Here is a 227-nt window from a genome sequence, read left to right as displayed (position 1 = left end):
CCTGCAAGACCTACAATGCCTTTGGAAAGAACCACTGCACCCAGCACCGGATTGACTATGACACCCTTTACAGCCATGTGCTGCGAAAAATCCGGGAATGTGCCAGAGCTGCCCTGATGGACGGGAAAGCGGTTGCCGACCGCCTGACTAATACCTGTGAAGCCGAGCAGCGGGAACAGCGGGAAGCAATGGAACGCTCCCTTACAAGGGACGAGGAACGGATTGAG

The 227-nt window shown here is 55.9% G+C and carries 1 pseudogene; it reads left to right on the top strand.

Annotated features, from left to right (window positions below):
- A pseudogene (locus tag LIZ87_RS23120) lies at positions 1-227 on the top strand (recombinase family protein); the annotation flags it as partial.

Source organism: Lacrimispora sp. 210928-DFI.3.58 (assembly GCF_020554865.1).
Taxonomy (GTDB): Bacteria; Bacillota; Clostridia; order Lachnospirales; family Lachnospiraceae; genus Enterocloster.
This window is presented reverse-complemented; position numbering and strand designations above follow the sequence as displayed.